Origin of the sequence: Atribacter laminatus, assembly GCF_015775515.1 — a bacterium.
Taxonomy (GTDB): domain Bacteria; phylum Atribacterota; class Atribacteria; order Atribacterales; family Atribacteraceae; genus Atribacter; species Atribacter laminatus.
The window spans coordinates 1,153,618-1,175,874 of record NZ_CP065383.1 but is presented as its reverse complement, the minus strand read 5'-3'; the positions used below and the strand labels follow the sequence as shown (position 1 = coordinate 1,175,874).

The 22,257-nt window shown below is 37.0% G+C and carries 13 protein-coding genes and 2 pseudogenes; 6 read left to right on the top strand and 9 right to left on the bottom strand.

Going from position 1 to position 22,257, the window contains the following annotated elements; genetic code table 11:
* Positions 1-6: 6 nt before the first annotated feature.
* Positions 7-471, bottom strand: coding sequence for a flavodoxin family protein (locus RT761_RS05495; RefSeq protein ID WP_218113067.1), 465 nt, complete (start codon positions 469-471; stop codon positions 7-9).
* Between the two features lie 321 nt (positions 472-792).
* On the opposite strand from RT761_RS05495, the gene RT761_RS05490 reads away from it, so the two are divergent.
* Entirely contained in the window at positions 793-1,383 is a 591-nt protein-coding gene (locus RT761_RS05490) for a hypothetical protein (RefSeq protein ID WP_218113066.1), read from the top strand.
* Positions 1,384-1,540: 157 nt separating this feature from the next.
* Here the strand turns inward: RT761_RS05490 and RT761_RS05485 are convergent, their stop codons facing one another.
* Positions 1,541-2,089: a hemerythrin domain-containing protein gene (locus RT761_RS05485; RefSeq protein ID WP_218113065.1), complete on the bottom strand. Its 549-nt coding sequence runs from the start codon at positions 2,087-2,089 to the stop codon at positions 1,541-1,543.
* A 182-nt stretch (positions 2,090-2,271) separates the two neighbouring features.
* Positions 2,272-3,021: a glycoside hydrolase 64/thaumatin family protein gene (locus tag RT761_RS05480; protein ID WP_218113064.1), complete on the bottom strand. Its 750-nt coding sequence runs from the start codon at positions 3,019-3,021 to the stop codon at positions 2,272-2,274.
* A gap of 313 nt (positions 3,022-3,334) precedes the next feature.
* Here RT761_RS05480 and RT761_RS05475 point away from each other — a divergent pair, with 313 nt between their 5' ends.
* Positions 3,335-3,559 carry a DUF1659 domain-containing protein gene (locus RT761_RS05475; RefSeq protein WP_218113063.1) on the top strand — a complete coding sequence of 75 codons (225 nt, stop codon included), beginning with the start codon at positions 3,335-3,337 and terminating at the stop codon, positions 3,557-3,559.
* A 322-nt stretch (positions 3,560-3,881) separates the two neighbouring features.
* Here RT761_RS05475 and RT761_RS05470 read toward each other — a convergent pair whose 3' ends face one another.
* Entirely contained in the window at positions 3,882-4,169 is a 288-nt protein-coding gene (locus RT761_RS05470) for a nickel-binding protein (RefSeq protein WP_218113062.1), read from the bottom strand.
* 554 nt (positions 4,170-4,723) lie between these two features.
* A complete protein-coding gene (locus tag RT761_RS05465) occupies positions 4,724-5,962 on the bottom strand; it encodes an integrase catalytic domain-containing protein (RefSeq protein ID WP_218113061.1) in 1,239 nt (412 codons plus the stop codon).
* A gap of 219 nt (positions 5,963-6,181) precedes the next feature.
* Between RT761_RS05465 and RT761_RS05460 the strand changes: the two genes are divergently transcribed.
* From RT761_RS05460 to RT761_RS05450, 3 genes are all read left to right on the top strand, one after another.
* Positions 6,182-8,302: an oxidoreductase gene (locus RT761_RS05460; protein ID WP_218113060.1), complete on the top strand. Its 2,121-nt coding sequence runs from the start codon at positions 6,182-6,184 to the stop codon at positions 8,300-8,302.
* Between the two features lie 1,565 nt (positions 8,303-9,867).
* On the top strand, positions 9,868-13,056 hold the full coding sequence (locus RT761_RS05455) for a helicase-related protein (protein WP_218113059.1): 3,189 nt from the start codon (positions 9,868-9,870) through the stop codon (positions 13,054-13,056).
* 1 nt (position 13,057) lies between these two features.
* Positions 13,058-15,265, top strand: coding sequence for a DNA methyltransferase (locus RT761_RS05450; protein ID WP_218113058.1), 2,208 nt, complete (start codon positions 13,058-13,060; stop codon positions 15,263-15,265).
* A gap of 349 nt (positions 15,266-15,614) precedes the next feature.
* On the opposite strand, the gene istB (RT761_RS05445) is transcribed toward RT761_RS05450, so the two are convergent.
* Both istB (RT761_RS05445) and istA read right to left on the bottom strand, forming a co-directional pair.
* Positions 15,615-16,358, bottom strand: a complete 744-nt coding sequence (istB, locus tag RT761_RS05445) for an IS21-like element helper ATPase IstB (RefSeq protein ID WP_218110943.1) — start codon at positions 16,356-16,358, stop codon at positions 15,615-15,617.
* Positions 16,351-17,904: an IS21 family transposase gene (gene istA / locus RT761_RS05440; RefSeq protein ID WP_218110944.1), complete on the bottom strand. Its 1,554-nt coding sequence runs from the start codon at positions 17,902-17,904 to the stop codon at positions 16,351-16,353. Before istA ends, istB (RT761_RS05445) begins: the two co-directional genes overlap by 8 nt.
* Positions 17,905-18,159: 255 nt before the next feature.
* On the opposite strand from istA, the gene RT761_RS05435 reads away from it, so the two are divergent.
* Positions 18,160-19,371, top strand: coding sequence for an Eco57I restriction-modification methylase domain-containing protein (locus RT761_RS05435; RefSeq protein ID WP_218113057.1), 1,212 nt, complete (start codon positions 18,160-18,162; stop codon positions 19,369-19,371).
* Positions 19,372-20,237: 866 nt separating this feature from the next.
* Here RT761_RS05435 and istB (RT761_RS05430) read toward each other — a convergent pair.
* Together istB (RT761_RS05430) and RT761_RS05425 are read right to left on the bottom strand one after the other, a co-directional pair.
* A pseudogene (istB, locus tag RT761_RS05430) lies at positions 20,238-20,738 on the bottom strand (IS21-like element helper ATPase IstB); the annotation flags it as partial.
* Positions 20,739-21,043: 305 nt separating this feature from the next.
* Positions 21,044-22,243 (bottom strand): annotated as a pseudogene (locus tag RT761_RS05425) (IS256 family transposase).
* Positions 22,244-22,257 lie beyond the last annotated feature (14 nt).

Below are 22,257 nucleotides of genomic sequence, written 5' to 3'. Positions count from 1 at the left end.
AAGGAATTAAAAAAGTTTTCCGAATTTCTCAATTAAATCAGTGGTTTGTTTCTTTCTTTGTCCCATTCTAATAATCATTCCAGTATCAACAACCCTTCCTTCCTTGGATTGGCAAAGTTTTATCATTCGATTAATAGTCTGATTTCCGCCTGTCCAGGCAAAGGGAAGGCCTTTGGTTACAAAACAGGCAATCTTTTTCCCTTGGAGTGATGGCATTTGATTCATATAAGCCGCCATAGCTGGAGAAAGGAATCCACCCCTGACCCAGGCCCCAAATATAATTGCTTCATATTGATTTATTTTTGGAAAGGATTTTAACTGAATTTTTTTAATGTCAACCTGCTTCTCATCAATTGGTTCTATTCTTTCAACCTGAACATCATGTCTTAATACCGACAGTTTTTCCTCAAGCCTTTGGGCAATAGAGTAAGTAAACCCGGATTTTGAATCTACAATAATCCCTATCTTCAATTATTATTCCCTCCTCGATGGTTACACTATAGATGTGATTCTTTTAAGTATTGATTTTTATAGAATCTTTCAAAATTGTATGTTTCCTTTCATGGGTAGTCAACATAAATAATAGCAAGGTTGAATAACATCGAAAATCTTTCTTGACATCATCTTTTTAAAATAAAATAATATATTCTGGTTTGATTATAAACTATCATATAAAATGATAGGCTTTCTATAGGTGTAAAATTGAAAAGAGTAGTGCCAGCTTGTTACAAAGCATTTTTAGCTATCTAATTTTTAAAAGGTAAAAATATCAAAAAATGGATTGTAACCATTATGATTAACCATCTTATTCATGTTTATAAAAAAGGAACCATCCCCTTCCAAAGTTTGTCTGCACTTTCGGATGCTGATGCAACCAAAATAATGCAAAACTTGTATATTGAAGGCGCAATTTTTTGGGAAAGGTTTGAAAATCCTGCTCAATATTTAAAAACGCGCCGACAAATTGAGTTTCGGCTTCGAGAGGAATTCATTGCCAAAGGAGGGAAGCCTCGAGAATTCTATCCGATTTATATGATCTATGGACGCTCTAAGTGGTTAATCGAAGCTCCCGACGCCAAAACACTTTCTACAACGACAGAAATTCAAGTCCCTCTTTCTCTTTTCCAAAAACAAGATTTAAGCTTTACCTATCCCGATAGCATGGTTTCCTTCTTATTATTGAATCAAAAAGAGTCTCCTTATTATTTATCTGATTTTCATGGAAAGGTATTCATCTTAGACGAAATACAAGATTTGGTTCAATCAAACGGTCTTCCGGGAGAAAAATGGGGAACCAATCTTCCCAAATATTTTGCCAATTACATCGAAGTCCAGGTGTGGAACCAAGAACCACTTCTCGAATATTGTAATCAATTAGTCTAATATGCTTGATTTTCAAATGGTTATTCTCTCAAATAGCAGATACTAAATTGAAACAAAAGTTCACTGCTACCAGACCAAGTCATTGCTCGCTTTAAAATATATATATTCGTTAAGGTGGGGAAAGACTGTGATAAAAGGCTCAATTTATACATTCAAATCAATCATTCGAAAACGCTTTATTCAATTCTAAAACCACCGATTGATATTTTAAATGGATCATCGTTTTGTCAAAATCCCAAAATTTGTTCAGCATTATTTCTTGTTCTTGGTTGGTTAAATACTTCATGGAAGCTGGGAAAAAGACATCATCCTCCTTTTTAATATGTGCTGGGTAAAAATTGGCCAGCGTTTTTAGTTTTTCTAACATTACTTTTTCAGCTGTCATATCACCATTGACATACTGGTTTTTTGAATCGACGAGTTCTCGGACTATACTTCTTCCAAATAGGTGTTCCTCGATCAGTTCCTTCATTAATTTATCATCTTCATCAGTCATTTTTTTCTCTGAAAGGTCTTTAAAGAGAATATCTTCCTCTTTTCCATGATGAGTTTTATCAGCATAGGTTTTAATAAAATCGACAACAACATCGACAGTCCTGGTATCAATAATTTGGGTTGATTCGGCTTGATTTATAATTTTATTTATAATATATATCATTTTCTCAATCAAACGATGTTCAATCATTAATGGAGCCCTAAACTGCACTGTTACCCCCTCCTATCATCATAATTTCTTTTTATTATTTATAGTTAACAATAACTCAGTAAAGGATAGCTGTTATTTTCCTCTCAATCAAAAAGACCAATTATGTAGATAATAAGTAAAAAAATGAAAGAAAAAGAAACCGAATTAAAAAAATCCCCTTCCCGTATGATTCACTGAACTAATTAGGACGGGTTCCCAAAAGTAACCGTAAAATTCCCACCGGTTTTGACTTCTAAAACACACGGAACATTTGGATGTAATTCATCGGGACCTGTCTTGCATTCACCAGGCCGGTAACATTGTCCTCCACAGGAAGAGGTATTTCCCGGGCAATTATTCCATGCCGGAGGATTGGAACCCTGGGAAACACATTGGGTGCAACCCAAGGGAAATACCCCAAGTCCATCACTATTTCCAGTCGCCTGAGTGACGTATTTCGTGCTAACCCCGGTCGAAGAGCTAATTTTCATAGAATAATTAAAACCATTGACCAGAGAGAGGTCAAATTGATCGTGCATGCTATTGTCCGGAGCAGAGATATTGATTTCAAACATTGTGGTCGGGCAAGACCCCATCGGTTCGTTATCCAAACCGCCGGAGATATTAATACCGCCCATGTCGAGATTCAAGGTTTTACTGGACCCTTTAGGGACGGTTATGCTGCACCGATCAGATCGATACACATCACAGCCCTGACTTTGAAAGTCCTCAGCGGTATAGCAGCCATTGTTGCCGGTCAAGCCCCCGATAAAGACCAGATACACCTTCACGTCTTTGCTGGCGTTATTAACTAAGGTGAGAGACCGGGTTTCGCTTCCCCCTATGCCCAGAGGAAAATCATCGATCTCATCTTGATTCCCTGTATTATGGCATGAACTGAATACAATAAAAGCCAAGAATCCAAAAAGAATGACCAAGTACTTCCATTTCATATTAACCCTCCAATTTTATTGCCATAAGTGTGAGATGTAAGAAATAAGACTATCGAGGTGCTGTTTCCTTGTTCATGCTAAGCGTGGAAATAGTATACTCTTTTTTTAGGTTAAATCGGCTATATACCAAATCGAATCGAATAAAATTTTGAAGAACGACCCATTCCTTTGACCGCGAGGCTCTCATCTTTTTCTTTCCTCGCCCCATCGCCCCCTCAGCGCTTTTTGCTAATACTACCCGTCGCCCATTTCTCCCTATAGATAGAACACGCGTGATTCGTAAAAAGAACTCAAATAAAAAGGAGGTTTAGGTATGGCGGTTACTGCAGTTGAGCAAACCAATCGGCTCCGGATTCGATTTGAAGAAGGATTGGATCCCGACACCGGAAGGATGAAAACTTCATCGGTGTCCTGGGGGAACGTCAAACCAGCAGCTCCTGATCAGGATGTCTGGGATGTGGCAGTGGCTTTAACTGACTTATCGGATAAATCGGTCTATGATGTTTTCCTCAATGAAGGAAAACTGCTCACCGAATAAGGAGGTAACTTTTTATAAACTGTGGGGGCTAGGTCTTGATTCTTGAATAATTAGATTATTTGGCAGCTTAAATATCCAGCATTTGGCAAATTATACTCGAGCATTCTAAATTAAATCTGTTATATAAACTTGAATTTTTAAACCAAAAATTCCTTTTAATAAACTCCAAAAGATGACAATGATGGATGATTTCAATAAATCAGATACGTTTAGACGATCTCGACACTTTTCAGGAAGAGGTTGGTTTCAGACATCGCAATCATAAGAGATAGAAATATTCGCACTTGAAGTTAAAAATTGGGAGGGGGGATATTAGACGATACTATCGGTAAGACTCTCCATCCACCTTCTTCATCGGGTAGGGTCCATCGACAGGAAAATTAGGGAACGCATTTTTCATTGCTTCTAACAAATTCTTAAGTACAGCAGCATCTTTTGCATCCCATTCACACAAGATTTTTGCCACATCACCCTTATCATCCAGTTGAACCCAGCTGCTAACCCAGTAGGCATCTGCGCTCGAATGAGACTTTGCTGTTTTAGCAACTGCTTCGGCTTGAGCCATTGGTACCGGAGCTGGCAATGCATGAATAATTAGATATTTTGCCATTTGAAATCACCCCCTTTCATGGCTTATTGATAGATATGGACTTCAGCTCTGTGTAATTCGTTGGATTTTTCAATCAATCTTTTACCTAAAACAATAAAGAGACATTTTTAAATTCATTAATTCGATTGGTTTGTAATTGATTGGCAGTGAGTTCTTTAATAATTTTCTTAAAGCAATAATAACAATAATTTTATGAGTTTTGGAGAAATAGTAGAGTAGTATGATTCTATTTTATTACAATATTTTTACACCGCAATAGCTATAATTAAAAATATACTAATATCTTCAAACCCTCGAAGTATTTCGTCTGCCGTGAGGGAATTCTTGGGGGTCTATTATACAATTTAAAGAGGATAACAAGACACCCCCGTTAAAAATATGATATGCTATTTGAGACGGGGAAGTGGATAGCGGGGTTGGTTATCCAGGTAACTGGGTTCACTCGGGCTCTTGAAATTCCGCCTTGGTTTTTTTTATCTCATTTTAAAGAATCAGGCCAGTGATGCCTCACCTAAAAATCTTGATGAAATGGATTCGATGCCTCATTTAAAATTCTATACCAAATTCACCTCCTTGGGGTAAGGAATTGAATCATTTTTCAAGGTCACCATCTCGATCAATTGGTTTTGTATTTTGACAATCTGTCGTTTGAGTTCGGCTGGATTGAGTTCTTCATATTGGTCTTTTAAGGATTGCTTGAGGGAGTTATCAATCGATGAGGCGTCAAGAACTCGCATCAGTGGAGTTTTGGCTTCATCATAGTGTTTCTTGACTTTACTATTCACTCGCTCTTTGAAAACCAGTTTGGTAACCGGTTGGAAGAAGTTAGTATAGAGACGAAGAAGGGAATAGAGTTGGTTGAGAAGGAGGAGTTCGTCTTCGGTCTCATAGCGACAATAGCCAACCGTTTTTCTCACCACAGTCCAGTTCTTTTGTTCGACATAACAGTTATCATTCTTTTTAGAAGGTCGAGACCGGGTGAAGGTGATCTGTTCTTTTTGACAGTACCGAATGAGTTGGTTATTGATGAATTCTCCTCCATTGTCGGAATCGATTCCTAAAAGAGGAAAGGGAAGCCGTGCTCGGATCTGTGCTAAGGCTTCAAAGACCCATTTCTGAGCTTTGTTTTTGACCGCTTGAGTTTCGGTCCAGCCTGTCAAGACATCGGTCACATCAAGAGTTTGGCAGAAATCCCCACTGGGGTTTCCACCATCGTGGGCAACCAGATCAATTTCACAGAATCCTGGTCTTTTCTCATCCCAATCGGCAAAGGTACGAACTGGAATCTGGTGTTTAAGGAGAGTCCCGGGTTTGGTGTAGGACCGGGAGATGGGGGTGAACTTTCGTTTTTCCTTTTGGAGAAGCCGATCAATGGTGGCTGTAGATATGGCCAGGAGCTTCCTTCTCGCCTCTTGGGAGAGAACCAGTTCCTCATGCTTTTCCAGTTTTTCGATCATCCAAGGAAGTGAGGGAGCGAGTCTTTTCCCACAGGGACAGTCAAAGATGAGCCAGATCTTTTTTAAAGAAGAAAGGACTTCCTCATCATAGATTTTTTTTCGGTTCCTTTTTACCTTGGTGATGGACCCAATGATTCGATATTTTTTGCCGTCTTGTCCGGTGAGATAGACTTTCCGTCCATGATGAGAAAGGAGCCAGGAGGCATACGTTCGGGTGTATCCAGTGAGATGGACGAGTTCATTTAAGATTTTTCTTTTTTCTTTCTTAGTGGCTTTTTGATACTCGGGTGCCATTTTCTTAATGATTTCCCTTCTGGTATTCATGGTGAGCTCCATTTTGTTACCTCCTGTTTTAAAAAAATCACCTGGAGGTAGAATAGTTTATATCAAGATTTTTAGGTGAGGCAACGATAGGAGTTCATCAAGATTTTAAGTGATTCAATTCGAGGCCTTGAGTTTTTACCGAAAGTCCCCCACAATAATGAAAATTATATAAATCGATATCTTTATCTTAACAGACTTGGGGGGGTACCTACTTTAGGGAGGACTTTCATTATGGAAAAGTTCCATTGCCTTTTTGAACCCATCTTGATCGGCGAAATTTTGGTTCCCAACCGGATTTGTCACGTTCCCACCATAACCAGTTCATCCCATATCGACGGTTCGGTGAGTGAAAAAAATATTAATCATTATTCGACAATAGCAAAAGGCGGTACCGGTTTTATCGTGGTAGGAGGAACTTCTGTTGATGAAAAAAGCTGTCGTTCAACGGGATCCAATATGGTTGTAGACGAGGACCATTATATACCTGGGTTGGCATGGTTGGCGGAATCAATGCACCGTTACGGGGCAAAATGTGCTGTTCAGCTTCAGCATCCGGGGAGACAGGTTTCACTGTCAAAACAGGATAATATTGCCTCCAATAATTGTGAAGGCCTGATTCCCTGGTCACAAAATCCAACATTTTTTAATGCAGATGCCATTGCGATTAACAAAACAGTTCAGGCATTATCAACCGACGAAGTGATAGGCCTGGTAGGTCTTTTTTCCGAAGCAGCCTGGAGAGTAATGCAAGCCGGATTTGATGCGGTAGAGCTCCATGCCGCGCATGGTTACCTTTTATCACAATTCTTAAGCCCTTATTTCAATAAACGAAATGACCGTTTTGGAGGAAGTTTTGAAAATCGTCTCCGCTTGCCATTAGCTATTGTGGATTCAATTCAAAAGAAATGCGGGAAAAACTTCCCAGTTCTTATTCGTTACTCGGTTGACGAATGGGTTCCAGGAGGTCGAGACCTCATTGAATCGGTTAAAGTTGCGAAGGAATTTGAAAACGCCGGAGCAGCTGCACTCGATTTGAGCCAAAGTATCCAGGAAAGACCAGGAGCTGGTTTTGATCCGATGTACTATCCTGAAGGTTGGACAATATATGCTTCAGAAGCCATTAAAAAGCAGGTCAAAATTCCGGTTATTAACAGTCATTCTCTTCGAAATCCAGAATACTGCGAGCAAATATTAGCTGAAGGAAAAACTGACCTGATCGGCCTTTCTCGTCAGTTATTAGCTGATCCCTATTGGCCGCTCAAAGCGAAATATGGGAAAACCCGAGCCATTCGTCGGTGCATATCCTGTTTGACTGGCTGTTGGTCGGATTCAATTTTAGCCAAAAAAGAAGTGACTTGTGCCATCAATCCTTCCTGTAATAATCAACATCTTGAAATAAAGAAAAAAACCACTGCTCCTGTCCATATTGCCGTTGTTGGTGGAGGACCAGCTGGTTTAGAAGCCGCCCGAGTTGCGCACGAACGAGGTCATTTCGTGACTCTCTTTGAAAAAAGCGGAGAACTTGGTGGAGCGATTCTTGGCTGTTGTCTGGTCAATGGAAAAGAAAAGATGAAATGGTATGCCGATTGGATCAGGTACCAGATTGCTGTTTTGGGCATTGAAGTTCAACTCAGAACATCGCCTAGCATTGAAGAGCTCAGTTCCTTTGATCTGGTCATTAATGCCACTGGAGCACAATCATATGTACCAGAAGTTCATGGTTTAAAAGAGGTTGTCATCCCTTTTGAGAAAGTGATGACCTGTCCGAAAGTAGCTTGTGAATTTCATCCTCAAGATCGCAAATCCCTACCATTGAAGGGCACCAAGATTATCATATGGGGTGACCATTATGCTGCAGCCGATACCGCTGCTTATTTAGCTTCCATTGGGAAAGAAGTGACTATCATAACCGATCAGAAAGAATTCGGCTCAAAAATTGAAGTTATTCATAAATATGTTCTTTTCAAGAGATTTCAACAAACTGATGCTGAAGCCTTAACTTCGAAACCTTTCAAATATCCGGTGAAAATCTATACCAACAGCAAAATCAATGAAATAAAGGAAAACGAACTTTTTTTAGCCGATAAAAGTTCTAACCAGGTAAATATACCTTATGATCATGTGGTTACTTGCTGGACCAAGCCTAATATCGACTTATATCAACAAATTAAAGCAGCCGGGATTGATGTAGTGAATATAGGGGACTCGGTGAAACCACGAAATCTGCATGCGGCAGTTAAAGACGGTACTACTATCGGTTTAACTATCGAGGAACATAACCTCTTTAATCCCAATGGCAATCCAATTAATGACCTCCCAATTGATGTAGTTGGTCAAATTTTAAAGCCTTGATGGTCAGACTGAATTTTCATTAACCGTTCACGAAGGAGTCTATTATACAATTTTAAGAGGAAACTCTTGGGATGAATCAGGAGTATCAAGATCGCTTTCCTCAAACCAAGCCTATAATTTTTACTACAATTCAAGAAACAAGAACTGATTCCAAAATATTATATTTCATGCTAACCCTCCTATTTTATTGCTATAAGTGTGAGATGTAAGAAATAAGATTATCGAGGAGCTATTTCCCTGTTCATGCTAAGCGTGAAAATAGTATACCCTTTTTTACATTAAATCGGCTATATACCGAATTGAATCAAATAAAATCTTGAAGAACGACCCTATTCTTTGACCCTGAGGATCTCATCTTTTTCTTTTCTTTCCTCGCCCCTGGTGGGAGAGGATTAAGGTGAGGGGGGAACCTGAGCACCTCATCCAGGCTTAATTAAAAAACACCTAACCTGGATCTCAATCTGAACTTTCACCCTCATCCTGACCTTCTCCCATCAAGGGAGAAGGAATTTAAATCCGTTATTGCAAGGAGACTAACCATCTTATGGTTAGACGACGTGGCAATCTCATTCCCAAAAACAGCGAGTTGTGAGCAGTGAATCGTGAGCAGAATAAAAAAACCCCTCTTACCCTTCTTATTAAAGAGGGGAGGTTGATTCTTATCTAGGTAATACTGTAAACGGTCAAAAATAATCTAATATTGAACCGGATTTGAAAAACAGCGGGCACGTTAAATCAAGCCCCTACAAGAGATTTAATAAAGCCATCATCCTGAGCCCTTTTGTTTTTTCTTTTTTCTCCCCATCGCACACCCTCGCACCCTCAGTACCTAAGGGCGTGAGGATCTCATCTTTTAGCTTTACTCTTAATTTCTCTAAACCACAGCCTTTTTTATAAATTCAAGAATCAAGGCCTGATCCCTGAGTTGTGCTGAGAGTAATTAAAGAAATAATGGAAGCTAAATGTAGCTTAATAAAATTAGGTTTAAAAAATTTTCATTAAGAGTGATTTAAAACATTCCTCATGATTTCTTTTTTTACTTTTAACAGCGCCCATCTCTTTTTTAGAAAAGGTTAATAAAAAATAGATCGTGAGGTTTTTTTAAGTAATACTCTATCCTGAAAACACCATCTTATAAATTCCCCCATTGAGGGGGGTTAGGGGGGTGTGCCTTTAATCAGTCATCCTGAGCCCTCGCTTTTTGAGGGCGTGAGGATCTCATCTTTAAGCTTTATTCTTAATTCCTCTAAACCACAGCCTTTATTATAAATTCAAGAATCAAGACCTGACCCCAAATTTTTGCACTCATCAGACAATGAAGGTGTCATCCTGAGGCTTCGGTTTTCGAAGCCGTGAGGATCTCATCTTAAATCTTTACCACTTTCCCAATCCAGGCTTCTTCAAATAAAACTAAGTAAAAAATAAATAATGTAAAGAATTTTTCATAAATCCAAAATTAAATACTTTTATCTTTCAAAGTTTGTTAAAATTTAGTAATATAATCTTATACTTAAACCTATGTTAAAAATCGAAAAACATCTTTCTATAGTATGAATAAGGGTTAAATGAATACTGATTTATCTTTTATTACCAATGAAGCAAATCAAAACTTAAAAGAGAGATTTAAAGTTCTTATTAAAAGCACAGATTTTTTTGACTGTCTGGTTGGTTATTTCTATTCAAGTGGTTTTCACGCAATCTATCCTTCTCTTGATTCAACAAAAAAAATACGAATTCTCATAGGCATTAATACCTGCCAAGAAACCCTTGATATGGTAGAAACAGCGAATAAAACCGAACAGCAAGTCCTAGATTTTTCTCATGCTGAAACTAAAAAGAAAATAGAAAAATTAGCACAATGTGAAATGGAAGAATCAGAAGACACTCATCTCGTTGAAGAGGGAACCAATAAATTTATTGAGTGGATTAAAAGCGGCAAATTAGCGCTTAGAGCCTATCCATCAAAGAATATTCATGCCAAATTATATATTATGACTTTTAAAGAAGGCGATAGAGATACTGGACGAGTTATTACCGGTTCAAGTAATTTTACTCAAGCTGGGTTAATCGATAATTTAGAATTTAATGTGGAACTCAAAAATAGAAGTGATTACGATTTTGCTAAAGCTAAATTTGAAGAATTATGGGCTGAAGCAGTAGATGTAAGTGAAAAATATACTCAGACAATTCAAGAAAAAACCTGGTTAACTCAAAATATAACCCCTTATGAATTATATTTAAAATTTCTATATGAATATTTTAAAGATGAGTTGAGTCAAACTGATGATATTTTTATTCACTATTTACCGGAGAATTTTATAAAGCTTGAGTATCAGGAACAAGCAGTATTAAATGCTAAAAAAATTCTTCTTGAATACGGTGGAGTTTTTATTTCCGATGTTGTTGGTTTAGGAAAAACCTATATATCTGCCATGCTGGCTGGTCAGTTGGATGGACGATCTCTGGTCATTGCTCCACCTGTATTGCTGAATGAATCTAATCCTGGTTCTTGGAAAAATGTTTTCTCTGACTTTCGGGTCCATGCAGATTATGAATCAATTGGAAAATTAGATGACCTTTTAAGCAGAAATCTGGAAAAATATTCCAATATAATAATAGACGAGGCTCATCGATTCCGAACTGAGAGTACCATTTCTTACGAGAAATTAGCAGAAATCTGCCGGGGGAAAAGAGTTATTCTCGTTACTGCTACTCCATACAATAATTCTCCAAAAGACATTCTTAGTTTACTAAAACTCTTTCAGAAAGCTAAAAAAAGTACAATACCCAATCTACCTGATCTAGAATCTTTCTTTCAACAGTTGGATAAAAAACTGAAAGGTTTAGACCGAAAAGGCAATTATGAAGAATTTATTAAAATAGTCAAATCAAATGCTCGAGAAATTCGAGAAAAGGTTTTGAAATATCTAATGGTTCGGCGCACGAGAACCGAAATTGAAAAGTATTTTAAAAAGGACATCCAAGAACGAGGTCTTAAATTTCCTGAAGTCAAAAAACCAGAACCCTTATTTTATGAACTTAATGATAAAGAAGATGAAATTTTTAATAAAACGATCGAATTGATTACCAATCATTTTCGATATTCACGATATACACCCTTACTATACTTTAAAGGTAAAATTGACCAACTTGAAGCTCAGTCGCAAATTAACATGGGACGTTTTATGAAAATTTTGTTGGTTAAAAGATTAGAAAGTAGTTTTTTTGCTTTCCGGAAATCAATACAAAGATTTATTCAATCTTATAGAATGTATATTAAAGAATATGAAAATGGCTCTGTGTATATTAGCAAAAAACATATCAATAAAATTTTTGATCTCCTTGAAAACGATGATGACGCAGCCATCCAACAATTAATAGATGAAGGAAAGGCTGATAAATATAAAAGCGAAGATTTTCGAGAAGAATTCAAAAATGATTTGCAAAGTGATTTTGAGATTCTCTTGGAAATAGAGAAATTATGGCAAAATATTACCCGTGATCCAAAGTTGCAAAAATTCAAAACTGAATTATCAAACAATGAAGTTCTAAAAAAGAATCATCTTATTATTTTTACTGAATCCAAAGAAACTGCCCATTATCTTTATACTCATTTAAACCAAGAATATGCCAATAAGGTCCTTCTTTACACTGGTGATTCAGGTGAGTCTATTCGCGACAAAGTTATTGAAAATTTTGATGCTCGGGCTCGCTACAAAAAAAATGATTTCCGTATACTTATATCCACTGAAGTGCTTTCCGAAGGAGTTAACCTACACCGCGCAAATGTAGTAATTAACTATGATATTCCTTGGAATCCAACCCGGATGATGCAACGGGTGGGACGAATTAATCGTGTTGATACACCCCACGATACAATCTACACCTTTAATTTCTTTCCAACCAAACAATCAAATGATCAGATAAAATTAAGAGAAGCGGCTGAAGGGAAAATAAATTCATTTTTAACCTTACTTGGTGGAGATGCCGAACTATTAACCGAAGGTGAACCAATTGGATCACATGAGCTTTTTGACCGCTTAATATCAAAGAAAACAATTGAAGGTGAGGATGAAGAAGAAAGTGATTTGAAATATCTCCAGATTATCCGTGATATCCGTGAAAATAATCCCGATCTATTTGAAAAAATAAAACAGCTTCCTAAAAAAGCAAGAACTGCCAAACAAAAATTTTCGCATGCTAATTCACTTCTCACCTATTTCCGTCGAGGAAAACTACAAAAATTCTTTATAAGCTCTATTAATGATAAAACTGAAGAATTGGATTTTATGACCGCAGCTCAATTACTTGAAAGTAAGCCAGAAGAAAAAAAGAAAAATCTTTCAGAACAGTTTTATGATCTCTTAGATAAAAACAAAGAGGCTTTTATATTTGCAACAACTGAAGAAATAATAAATTCCCAAAAACGAAGAGGTCGCGATAGTTCCAGTGATTTATTGCGCATCCTCAAATTAACTTTAAAGAATTCACAAAAATTAACCGATATTCAAGAGTTATATCTCAAAAATGTTATGATTCAGCTTGAGGAAGGGGGATTACCCAAACAAACGATCAAAAAAACCTTAAAATCTTTAGAAAAACTAAACAATGAATTGATGAATCCTTACAAAGTGTTAGCTGTTCTCCAAACTATCATTCCAGAACGTTTATTACAAAGTCATTATGCTGAACAAAATTCTTCTGTTATCGGAAAACGAGAAATTATTCTTTCAATGTATTTAACGGGTGATTGAAATGGATAGGAAACAAGCTTTACAGCTTATTAAAGATACGTTTGAAAATCCTTTTGATAAAGCCACTTTTAACAAATTTATTAAAAATCTTTTGAACTTTTTTGATGAAGCTCGCTTCATTTACCAGGGAAATTATATCCCTGATGCTTATAAACAATATATTAAATCTTTAGAACGAATTGGAAAATATAAAAATAGCGAAAAAACGCTTGATATTCTTATCATTACCCTTCAAAAAGAAACATCTCTCGAACGTGCTCGAACCATGCAACGGAATTTTGTAGCGAGGTATTTAAATGGAAGCCGAGGAGGCGATCTGAAAGATGCCGCTTTAGTCGCCTTTGTTCCCCCGGATAAAAAAGATTGGCGCTTTTCCTTAGTGAAGATGGATTATACAACACACCAAACTGAATCAGGAAAAACAAAAGTCAAGGAGGTATTTACTCCTGTCCGCCGATGGTCTTTTTTAGTGGGTGAGAATGAAAAATGCCACACTGCTAAAAGTCGCCTGATCGGAATTTTGGAGAACGATGAACAGTCACCGACTCTTGATGAAATTGAGAAAGCATTTGATATTGAAACTGTTACCAGAGAATTCTTTATTAAATATCGCGAACTTTTCATCCGTACAAAAGAGGAACTCGACAAAATTATAAAAAAAGATCCGAAAATAGCGGCTGATTTTGAATCTAAAAATATTGATACAGTAAATTTCTCAAAAAAGCTTTTGGGTCAGATTGTATTTCTCTACTTTTTGCAAAAAAAAGGTTGGTTTGGAGTAGGTCGTGATGATGATTGGGGAAGTGGATCCAAGCATTTTTTACGTGAATTGTTTGAAAAAAAACATGCAAATTATCATAACTTTTTCAATGATATTTTAGAGCCTTTATTTTACGAAGCTCTCTCAACCGATCACAGCTCTTATGATGATTACTTTAGCAAATTCAATTGTCGAATTCCCTTCCTCAATGGCGGACTTTTTGATCCGATTGGTGGATATGATTGGGTACATACCGATATATTATTACCCAATGAGCTCTTTTCCAATTCAAATCCTACCAAAGAAGGAGATACTGGGGATGGTATTCTTGATATTTTCGATCGCTATAATTTTACTGTAAAAGAAGATGAACCCTTGGAAAAGGAAGTAGCTATTGATCCAGAATTACTTGGAAAAGCTTATGAGAAATTTAATGCGATTCGTCCAGATAACTTTGAAGATTATAAAAAAGCCTTAAAGAGTGGTAAAAAAGGAGAGGAAAATAAGTTTAATAAACAATATGGTGTTTATTATACTCCCCGTGAGATTGTGCATTATATGTGTCAACAAAGCTTGATTAATTATTTATATACCGAGTTAAATCCCGATAAGACATATTATCAAAAACTTGGAGATAAAAATCTTGATTTATTTGGAAACAGATTTAAAAAGGGACAATTAGATTTAGTCTTAGAACATAGGGAAAAACCAGAAATCCCAAAAAAAGATATCGAAACCTTAATTATTTATGGTGAGCGAATTAAAGAAAATGAAGCCTGGATTGAAAGAAATGGAAAAGAAACAGAAAGATACACCTATCTTCTCCCTGAAAGTATTAGAAAAAATGCTTCTCAAATAGATCAAGCTCTTGCTGATATTACTGTTTGCGATCCAGCAGTGGGTTCGGGTGCCTTTCTGGTTGGAATGATGAATGAAATTGTCAAAACTAGAAATGTGCTCTCTGATTTCATCAAGGATAACCAACGGTCTCCTTATGAATTTAAGCGACATTGTATCGAACACTCTCTTTATGGTGTAGACATTGATCCGGGAGCTGTGGAAATAGCAAAATTGAGGTTGTGGCTCTCATTAGTTGTGGATGAAGAAAATATTAGAAACATAAAGCCATTACCAAATTTGGATTATCGCATTATGCAAGGGAATAGTTTAATTTCTGAATTTATGGGGATTAATTTTGATGAATCTAAGGAAAAGAATAATAAATTATTTAAAAATGAATTTGATGAAATTATTACTCAGTTTCAAATTAAAAAATATGAGTTCATAAATGAATCTAATATTACAAGAAAAATATTTTTGAAAAAAGAAATTGAAGATTTGTTAATAAAAATATTTGAATTGAAACTAAAGATTCAAAAATCTGATTATTTTAAAAAATTGAAAAATATAGAAGATACTTATTCAAGATTACTGTTTATTGTCTTATGATAAACCCAGTAGTATGATGTTTTAGACCCATCGAGTGCACCAAATAAATCCACTAGGTGCATACGTTAACTCCATAGCTATATATGACGGTTTAAATGAACCACAATAGCTATAAGCCCACTTTTCCGAATCATGAGTTTTACTGTTCTGAGAATAGTACTCTTTGATGGGTAGTTTGAAGGAACAAGATTAAGATTTCTATAGAACACCAGATGCCGAGGCTGTGGAGAGCGTGAACAACGTGTTTTGGTCGTCCACGAAGCGGAGGGTTGTCCACAAGAGGTCGGTACTATCCATCAGCCTCTTTAACCGGCAGACATAAATACACTCTTAATTACTTAGTTCTGGCTCAATTTTTAATCCCATGTCGTTCCCTCATTGACACTTTGCCGTCAATAAGGATGGTATAGGAATCATGGACAATACGATCAAGAATGGCATCTGCTAGTGTATCTTCGCCGATCTTTTCATGCCACCCACGTGGAGCAAATTGGGTGCAAAAAATAGTAGAAGCATTCTGATGTCTTGCTTCAACGATCTCAAGGAGATCCATTGCCTGGGTGTCTTTAAGTGGAGTTAAGAGCCATTCATCCAAAATGAGTAAGCCAACCTTTTTGTACTTCTTCATCACCATCTGATAGACACCTTCACCTCGAGCCACTGCCAGTTCATCCAGAAGATCCGGTAGTCGGATATACTTAACGGTATAATAGTTGCGACAAGCCGCCATACCAAAAGCACAGGCAACATAAGATTTCCCGTTTCCAGAGGCACCCATGATGATGAGGTTGCGTTTCTCCTGGATGTAAGCGCACCCAGATAGCCGTAGGATTTGTGCCTTATCTAGTTTCCTGTCGGCATGGTATTCAATATCTTCAATGCTAGCCTGAGGATAGCGGAAATCTGCTTTTTTAATGAGATGGAGCAGTTTATTGCTTCTGCGTTTAGCCCATTCCACATCAACAAGAATACCAACCCGTTCTTCAAACGATAGCTCCTGATATTTCTCATCAGACAGTTGGCGTTTGAAAGCATCCGCCATAGCGGAGAGTCGCATGTCATGCAGCTTGTTCATGGTCGTAGAATTAATCATTGTCTTTTCCTCCATAGTAGCCGGCACCCCGGACAAATCCGTAGATGTTGGGATTGTCTTTTGTCGCTTTTTGTCGATCTGATTGGACTGATATTCTATCCTGACCGGTTTTGAGGATGGTCTGGATGATTTTGAAACTCGGACTGGGCGTGTAACAAAGTGCCCGCTGGCACGCTTCTTCAAAGCGGGATAAAGAATACTTGTCAGCGAGTTTCATAAGCGATGTACAAGAACGGTAACCTTGTTTCTCAACTCTTGATGCTGACAAAAGAGCATTCACCACAATGACGGCATGAGGTCCAATGGAAGCAGCCCAATTCCTAAAATGATCAGCATTTACAGCCAGGTACTGTTTATGTTTCTCTGGCATGTGATCCGGTACCGTGACAATCTGGCCTTCCTGACCGCGAATCCGAATATGGGAAGCAATGCGATGATTGTGGTAAAAAACTTCAACAGTTTTGCTGGTTATACGTACCTCCACTTGATGCCGGATGTACTCATAGGGCACTGAGTAGTGATTTTTATCCACAATTATGTGATAATCGTACTGTACGGACGCCGTTGACCAGGTGGCAAGCTCGTATGGGGAAGTAGGCAAAGGCAAAAGCAGTGCTTTTTCCTCTTCTAGGAAGGCGCTTTTCCTGCTTCCCGGCTTCTTTTGAAAAGGTTTCTGGTTGAATTCTTCCAGCTTAAGACGGATGGCGCTATTCAGTTCGTGTAATGAAAAGAACTGTTGGTTTCGCAAAGAGGCAATGATCCAGGTGGAAATAATACCCACCGTACTTTCGGCATGGGGCTTGTCTTTGGGGCGCCTGACTCGGGCTGGAATGACTGCTGTCCCGTAATGCTCGGCCATTTCTTGATAGGTTCTATTAATCTTGGGATCTGGTCGAGAGGCTTTATCTACACTGGTTTTTAAATTGTCTGGCACGAGGATTCTGGCCACTCCACCAAAGTATTTGAACGCATGAACATGAGCATTGACCCAGCTTTCCATATCCATTGACAGGAAGGCTTCTACATAGGCATACTGGCTGCAAGATAGGCTCGCTACGAAGATATAGGCTGGAATAAGTTCACCGGTTAGATTATCAACAATAAAACCAGTCTTTCCAGCCCAGTCCACTTCCAGCATTTCACCGGGTTTGCGCTTAATGCGCATAGTGGCTTTGGTGGTATTGGCATACTTATGATAATACCGACAGAATTGGCTGTACATGAGTGGGATTTCACCATTGAAGCGGCATTGTTCATGGTACTCATGCCACAACAAACTTAAGGTGACACCACTTTTGGCCATTTCTTTATGAACATATTCGCAATCCGGTATTTTTCGATTGGACTGACTCCTTTTTTCCGGAAAAAGGAGTTCCTGAAGATCTGCATCCGACATGTTTTTATCGAAAGGCCATGAAATCTCATGCCTTTCTGCCCGTTCAACCACATTACGGATTGTGGTCCGTGAGCACTGGCAACTGGCAGCAATGCCACGTTGACTCACACCTTGGCTGTGAAGCCGAAGAATTTCTCGATACTTGATCATTTATTTGATCAGCCTCCTAATGAAGATTTACACTTTACAGTGTATTTCCTCATTATATGTCAGGTGGATCTCTCCATGACCAAGGTGGGCCTATTTGATACTCATGGTGGACCTTTTTGAGTATACGAGTGGGTCTATCCCAAAATATTACTCAGATTACCAAACGAAAAAGAACGTGACATACATATATTTAGAGAAAAAGAAAAAGTATATAAGGTATTTGGATTTAACCTGGAAACAACAGAAAAGCAGTTATTGGAATTCACTTCTGGTAAAAATATAAAACCCTTTTTCCTTTGGAAACTATATTTTTCTGAGGTATTTCATAAGAAAGGTGGTTTTGATGTAGTTATTGGGAATCCACCATATGTAAGGGTTGATAATATACCCTTAGATGAGAAAACTTATTTTAAGGAAAATTTCAATGCAGCTGTCGGCAAATATGATCTATATTATCTTTTCTTTGAATTATGCTTTAAAATTTTAAAAAATAGAGGAATATTGTCTTATATAACCCCAAATAAATATTGTGCAGCATCATCTGCAAAAATATTAAGAAATCTAATTTTTAAAAATATTAGTCAGGGAGAAATTGTAAGCACATCAAAATTAGAAGTATTTGATGATGTATCGAATTATCCAATAATTTCCCTTTTTATAAAAAACCAACAAAAGTTAAATATGATTGTTCGTGAAGCTCAATCCATTGGAAACCTTAGTAATTCAAATGATTCTAAATATTGCTTATCTATTAATACCTTTATGCAATTTCCAGAATCTGTTGTCCCAATTAATATAAATCAAAAAAAATTAAAAATACTTCTCAGTTTATTAAAGAATGAACCATGTTTAGGTAATTATCTGAGTATTTCAGAGGGGTTGAGAATTCCAACTAAATACGAAGATAAAATAAAATCAGATTTTGGAATTGTTAAACAATACCAGTTTAAGAGATGGACACTTATAACTGAAGATTCATATATCTCAGAAATCAACCTTGATAAAGTAATTTCTAAAAATTCCGTTAGATACACGAAATTATTTAAACCAAAAATATTGATTGCTGAAGATTCACTTTTTATTACAGCTACCTATGATGAAATGAAGTTTATTCCACAAGGAGGAGTATATTTTGGAACATTAATTTCGAATGATATTGATATAAAATATATTTTAGGTTTACTAAATTCAAAATTATTTTCTGAATTGTATAAAATTCTTTTTGGTGGTATGCATATGGGAGGTGGTTATCTGCGTTATAGAACTAACTTCCTGGAAAAGCTACCTATGCCTTTTTTTGACTCGAAAATATCAGTTAAAATTATAAACCTAGTAAATCAAATATTAGTTGAAAAGCAAAAAAAATTAGATGCGAATATAATATATTATGAAAGAGAAATAGACAACTTAACTTTTCATTTATTTAATCTATCTAATGATGAGATTAAAATAATTCAGGAAATCTAAATCAAATTTATAATTCTAACAAAAAGAAACCTTTTCTAAACATATTTTTTATATTCTTATTTTTCTCATAATAATTGATAGAAAAGTGAAACATAAATAACCAATACCTACTTATCTGGATGTTAAAAAAAATTATGAATTAAGCAAATCAGATTAAGAGTCGCTTCATGGATACAACTTAAATACTTATTAATTTGTTTAGCAAATCTTTTTAACAGTTATTTAGCGAAAAAAATTGCAACACTAACCATCGGTCCTGTAGAACAATATTATCCAACTAAATATTCCTGTCGTTAAAAGTCAAAAAGATTTATCCATATAATTATTGATTGTTAGAGAAAAGATTATTAGAAAAGAAAATACCTATATTTAAAGAAAAATGAACAATTTATTCACGAAGAAAAATCCAGACACCAAAGATTGCCAAAGTTGAATCACAATCTGCTCCAGTTTTCGCTTTCAAAGATTTCATGACAGAACCCAGAAAGGAGAAATATTTTTTGTGTGTTCAAAAACCTGGTAAAATTATTAAGTAACATCTTATGAGATCCCTCTCAAAACCAGTGAAAACTTATGACAAATTGCTCAAATAGTATTCATAAGGTATTCTTGTCCATTGTTTTTAACCACTCCATACCAATTAGTTATATGAATTCATAAACATAATAAAGATGGTTAAACAAAAACCATATAGCAATTATAAACATAATTATTTTTCCTTAATCATCAAAGTCTCATTTGTAGTTGGTAATTATTTTAGAAAATAAATTAAAATCATAACAAATTAATACATTTAGCATAAATTTAATTATATTGCTTAAATAACTAACTGTATTTGGCAACTCAAATATCCAACATTTGGCAAATTAAAATTCCAGCACCCCAGTTGAGATTAATGATTTAAACTTGAATGTTTTAAAACGATAACTCTTTCCAGTAAATACCACAAGATGACAATGATGGATCAACCGGTCAAGAATAGCACTGGTGATCACATCATCAAAGAAAATTCCATTCCATTTGCTGAATTCTAAATTGGTAGTGATGATCACGCTCCTTTTCTCATAACAATCAGAGATGACTTGAAAGAGGAGTTTCACTCCTTCCCGATCCAAAGGGATATATCCCCATTCATCACAAATTAAAAGATCAAGTCGTGAGAGCTTTTTAAAAAAATGAGTGAGCGTTCCTCGGGCTTTGGCATCAACCAGTTGATTCACCAGATGAGCGGTTCGCTCATAGCGGACTCTTTTCCCCTGGTGACAGACTTCCACACCCACTGCTGTCGCACAGTGAGTCTTACCAGTCCCAACTGGTCCAAAGCAGATGAGGTTTTCTTTTTCTTTAACAAAAGAAGCCCTCGTTAGGTATGTGTCAAATAATGTTCGCAATTTACTCTTAGCAAACACCGGAGACTCTTTTTAAACACAGAGATGACCTTACTTGAATGAAAAGTCATCTCTCTTTGAGTAATAACTCGATTGATTCACCTCCTTTTTATGAATATGGAAAATAAACAAAGAGAAGAATACAATCTTTCTATTTGGTCAATTCTTTCTGGTATTTTAGTGAATAACTATTCATGAGTCGTCGGGCTGTGGATCTGTGGTCAACCCACAGGGTTGTCCATCTATCCACAGCCTCTTTTTTTCTTTTGACTTTCTTTTTTTCCTTAGGCTATCTTTAGAAGCTCTACTTGTTGCTTGGTAATCGCCTCAGAGTTGATATATTTTTTACTCTTCATCCAAATCTTTTCGTATACTCAATGAGATAACTGGTGACCAACCGGAGATAGGAATCAGTGGTAGGAAAGATCCCTCTACCACTCGGGTGCGGCGACGAATCTCTTTATGAACTTGCTCGAGTGAGTTGGTCGAAGAGATCTTTCGTTGGTCAAGGTGAGGAAAAGCCAGGAATTGTAACGAGTCTTCTAGCCCTTCCTCTAAAAGAGCAATGGCTTGAAGAAAGCGATCTCGGTATTCCTGGATGAGTAAATGGGCATATTGCTTTGCACACTCTTGGTTCGGTTGATTCCAGATTTGCTTCAGTTTCGCAGCAAAAGATTCTTTTTCTTTATGGGGAATATGGACAAGGAGGTTGCGCATAAAGTGTACTTTACACCGTTGCCAACTTGATCCTCAGAAAGATTTCTGAATGGCATTTTTAAGCCCTGCATGAGCAATGGATGCACACAGCCAGACGGTTTCCACTCCTCGTCTTTTAAGCTGTTCAAAGAGATGAGTATAAGTGTCTTCTGATTCAAGCTATCAGGGGTTCGACCGCCAGGATCTCTCGATTTCCCTCGCTGGTCAGACCCTGAACGAGAGCTACCGCCATGCTGATGACGTGTCTTTCACAGCGAACTTTCTCGTAGAGGGCATCAACCCAAATGACTGGATATTCTTTTTCTAAAGGACGGGTACGGAACCATTCCACTTGATCACTCAGGTCTTTGGTGATTTCTGATACTTGACCAGCAGAGAGGGACTCAATCCCTAAGCTTTGAGCAAGGCGCTCCATCTTTCGGGTGGAAACACCATTGATAAAGGCTTCTTGAACCACCTTTCAGGAGGGCTTGTTCCGAGCGTTTCCTTTCGGTCACAAAAAAAGGAATAGAGCCTCCTTTTCTCAGCTTTGGAACCAGAAGGGAGATCGTACCGAATCGGGCATCAAATCGTCTTGCTTGGGTTCCAGAGAAATAGGTAATTCGGATTGAACAATGCTCTCCTTGGTGAGCCCCTACTTTGTTTTCAGTTTTAGTTTCATAAGTTCATTGGTTAACCACTCGAGCCTAGCATAGAGAGGATCAGGTTTGAGTCATGAATGCAAGGAGCATTTTTAAAAGATATGGTGTATGATTATTTTGAGCCATCGGATATTCCTCCT